Source organism: Polaromonas sp. P1_G4 (assembly GCF_056405475.1).
This window is the reverse complement of sequence record NZ_JBFUCA010000774.1, coordinates 1-1,435: the sequence shown is the minus strand read 5'-3', so window position 1 is coordinate 1,435 and position 1,435 is coordinate 1. Positions and strand designations below refer to the sequence as shown.

2 protein-coding genes are annotated in these 1,435 nt (G+C 63.4%); one reads left to right on the top strand and one right to left on the bottom strand.

Annotated elements, in window-relative coordinates; translation table 11 throughout:
• The first annotated feature begins 193 nt into the window (after window positions 1-193).
• Window positions 194-499: a hypothetical protein gene (locus tag AC1D1X_RS23210; protein ID WP_477699332.1), complete on the top strand. Its 306-nt coding sequence runs from the start codon at window positions 194-196 to the stop codon at window positions 497-499.
• Window positions 500-552: 53 nt separating this feature from the next.
• Here AC1D1X_RS23210 and AC1D1X_RS23205 read toward each other — a convergent pair.
• Window positions 553-1,435 (bottom strand): MFS transporter (locus tag AC1D1X_RS23205; RefSeq protein ID WP_477699331.1); only part of this gene is annotated, 883 nt, incomplete at its 5' end.

Here is a 1,435-nt window from a genome sequence, read left to right as displayed (position 1 = left end):
GCGTTACTCGGTGTCGAAGAGTTCAGGAACGCTACTCCGTCGTTTCCGCCAACAGTCGGCGTGCCTGGGACCGGTGCCTCCTTCGGGTATCTTGCCCGCCAGGTGCTGCGTGAAATGCGTGGCGGCTAAGCTTCCATCAAGAGTTCACCTCGACAAGTCAGGTCGAGTTCATCTCAATCCTTAGGCCCCATATATGCCACTCGAAATGTTGATCGTGATTGCACTGTCACTTGTTGCATTCGCCTGCGTCTACATCCCAAAGCGCACCCCGAAACCGCGCATTCCCAAGCTGTCCGAATTTCCGGCCGGCACGGAATTCTTCGTGAAAGAATTCGACGTTCCACTTGCACAAATTCCAGGCAATGGCACTTGCGTCTGGGTGAACTGGTACGGTGGCAGGCCGCGGCCCTTCTTAGTCGAAAGGCTCAAGGTCGACAACAACTGGCCAGCCGATTCTTTTGAATCATGGGCAGCGCTGGTGGAGGCTTCACTCAAKTGATGCGTTGACTCATTCATCGAAATCTCACGATCCCGGTTTTGAAAGCGCGGACGCTAACGGTTAACCATCTTGTCCCGCCGCGACAACGACGGGAAGAGCCTGAACCACGCCGCAGCCACCAGCAGCGTCCCCACCCCMCCCSCCACAACCGACCCGACCGGCCCCAGCAGCGCTGCAGTGGCGCCTGATTCAAACTCTCCAAGCTGGTTGGACGCGCCGATGAACACGGAGTTGACCGCGCTGACGCGGCCGCGCATTTCATTCGGCGTTTCGATCTGCACCAGTGTCTGGCGCACCACCACGCTGACCATATCGGCGCCGCCCGAGACGGCCAGCACCAGCAGTGACAGCACAAAGCTGGTCGACAGGCCAAACACCACCATGCACACGCCATAAAGGGCTACGGCCGACAGCATGGTCGGCCCGACGCGTCGCTCCAGCGGCCAGCGGGTCAGCACCGCGGACGTCAGCAAAGCGCCGACCGCAGGGGCACCGCGCAGCAGGCCCAGGCCCCAGGGCCCGACGTGCAGGATGTCTTTGGCGAACATGGGCAGCAAGGCCGTGGCGCCGCCCAGCAGCACGGCAAAAAGATCCAGCGACGCGGCGCCCAGCAGGGCCTTGCGCTGCCATACAAACTCCACGCCGGCCAGCAGCGTGCGCAGCGTCACCGGCTCGCGCGGCGGCGGCGCGTGGTCATAGCGCAGCACCGCGATCAGCACGCAGCCGGTGGCAAAGAGGAAGGCGCAGGTGGCATACACCGCCGTGGCGCCGGCCACAAAAATCACGCCACCCAGCGCTGGCCCGCCTATGACTGCTGCCTGCATGCCGGCCGAGCTGAAAGCCATGGCGCGCGGCAGCATGGCGGGCGGCACCAGCACCGGGGTAAGCGATTGCTGCGCGGGCATCTGGAAGGCGCGGGCCACGCCCAGCATGACC